This is a genomic window from Thermosynechococcus sp. OHK43 (genome assembly GCF_014466085.1).
Classification (GTDB): domain Bacteria; phylum Cyanobacteriota; class Cyanobacteriia; order Thermosynechococcales; family Thermosynechococcaceae; genus Thermosynechococcus.
Genome location: NZ_JACOMP010000027.1, coordinates 1 through 2629 on the forward strand (window position 1 = coordinate 1; position 2629 = coordinate 2629).

1 protein-coding gene is annotated in these 2629 nt (G+C 56.8%); it reads left to right on the forward strand.

The window, feature by feature from the left end; translation table 11 throughout:
* Nucleotides 1-2629 (forward strand): glutamate synthase central domain-containing protein (locus tag H8Q75_RS01240; protein ID WP_297039781.1); only part of this gene is annotated, 2629 nt, incomplete at both ends.

Consider the following 2629-nt stretch of genomic DNA (forward strand, 5'->3'; position numbering starts at 1 on the left):
CAACTCTATTTGACCCGCAAGCGCATTGAGCGCGCGATCGCCCAAACAAAAGCCGACTGGCAACGGGACTTTTATATTTGTTCCTTTTCGACCCGCACGATTGTCTATAAGGGCATGGTGCGATCGGTGGTGCTGGCCCAGTTTTACGACGATCTACGCAACCCGAAGTACATTACCCCCTTTGCTTTGTATCACCGGCGCTTTAGTACCAACACAATGCCCAAGTGGGCCTTGGCGCAACCAATGCGGATGCTGGGGCACAATGGCGAAATCAATACCCTCCTAGGGAATATTAACTGGATGCGGGCGCGCTCTGCTCAATTGAGCCATCCCTACTGGGGAGATGCCTTTGCCGACCTGCTGCCCATTGTTAATGCCGAAAACAGCGACTCCGCGAACCTCGACAACGTTCTTGAACTGCTGGTGCAATCGGGACGACAGCCCTTGCAGGCAATGATGATGCTGGTTCCCGAGGCCTATCAAAATCAGCCCGATTTGGCGGATCACCCAGAGGTGGTGGACTTTTATGAATACTACGGCGGCCTTCAAGAGGCTTGGGATGGTCCTGCCTTGGTGGCCTTTTCCGATGGCAAAATTGTCGGCGCCACCCTCGATCGCAATGGCCTGCGACCCGCCCGCTACACCCTCACCAGTGATGACCTAGTGATTGTGGCTTCGGAGGCGGGCAGTATTCAAATTGACGAAGCAACGGTGATTGAAAAAGGCCGTCTAGGTCCCGGGCAGATGATTGCCGTTGACTTGGAGCACCAAGAACTGCTCACCAACTGGCAAATCAAGCAGCGGGTGGCACAGCAGCAGCCCTACGGTGAATGGCTGAAAACCTATCGCCAAGAGCTTACTCCCCAACCCTACGGCGAAGCCCCCACACTTGATCCGCAAACCTGCCTGCAACAGCAAATGGCCTTTGGCTTCAGTGCCGAAGATGTGGAAATGATCATTGAGGCCATGGCGAAGGACGGCAAGGAACCCACCTTCTGCATGGGGGACGACATTCCCTTGGCGGTGCTGTCTCAGCAACCCCACTTGCTCTACGACTACTTCAAACAGCGCTTTGCCCAAGTGACCAATCCCGCCATTGATCCGCTGCGGGAAAAACTGGTGATGTCACTGGTGACTCGCCTTGGTAAGCGAGGGAATCTGCTCGTTGAAAGGCCGGAACATGCTCGCCTCCTGCAACTCAATTCACCCCTGATCAACGAGGCGGAGCTAGAGGAAATTCTCAAGGCCCCCTTTGGCGCCACTCGCCTTTCAACGCAGTTTGCGATCGCCGGGGGGCCTGCGGCGCTTGAGGCTGCTGTGGATCGGCTCTGCGCACAGGCCGCCGCTGCAGTGGCAGCAGGTGCCGAAATCCTGGTGCTCAGCGATCGCCACAACCTTGCCGGCGAACCCCATCTTTTGGATGCGGACACCTCCTACATTCCGCCCCTATTGGCCGTCGGTGCAGTGCACCACCACTTGATTGCCCAGGGCATTCGCCGGCGGGTCTCCCTGGTGGTGGAAACCGCCCAATGCTGGAGTACCCATCACTTTGCCTGTCTGATTGGCTATGGGGCGGGGGCAGTGTGTCCCTACCTGAGCTGGGAAACGATTCGCCAGTGGTGGCATAGCGATCGCACCCAAAGCTTGATGGCCAAGGGCAAACTACCGCAGCTGACGCTGCAACAGGTGCAGGCCAACTATCGCAAAGCAGTCGAGGAGGGACTCCTAAAAATCCTCTCCAAGATGGGCATCTCTTTGATTGCTAGTTACCGCGGTGCCCAAATTTTTGAGGCCATTGGCATTGGCGATGACCTGCTCAAGAAGGCCTTCGTTGGCACCACGTCGCGGGTGGGGGGTCTTACCCTCCAAGACTTGGCTCAAGAAACAATTGCCTTTCACCACAAGGCCTTCCCCGAACTCACCGCCAAGAAACTGGAGAACTTTGGCTTTGTCCAATTCCGTCCCGGTGGCGAGTACCACATGAATAATCCGGAGATGGCCAAGGCACTCCACAAGGCGGTGAGTAGCAATAGCTATGACCATTACGAGGTCTATCGTCGCCAACTCACCGGTCGGGTACCCACAGCACTGCGGGATCTATTAGACTTCCAAAGCGATCGCCCCAGTATTCCCCTAGAGGAGGTTGAACCCGCCAGTGAAATTGTCAAACGCTTCTGTACGGGGGGGATGTCTTTGGGGGCCCTCTCGCGGGAAGCGCATGAGGTGCTAGCGATCGCCATGAACCGCCTCGGCGCCAAATCCAACTCCGGCGAGGGCGGTGAAGATCCCATTCGTTTTCAAGTGCTCACGGATGTGGATGCCCAGGGGCACTCTCCCCAATTTCCCCATCTGCGGGGCTTGCGCAATGGCGATACCGCTAGCTCAGCAATTAAACAGGTAGCCTCCGGTCGCTTTGGCGTCACCCCCGAGTATTTGATCAATGCCCAGCAAATTGAAATTAAGATTGCCCAGGGGGCGAAACCGGGGGAAGGGGGGCAACTGCCGGGCAGCAAAGTCAGCCCCTACATTGCCATGCTGCGGCGCTCCAAGCCGGGGGTGTCTTTGATCTCACCGCCGCCCCACCACGACATTTACTCCATTGAGGATTTGGCGCAACTCATCTTTGATC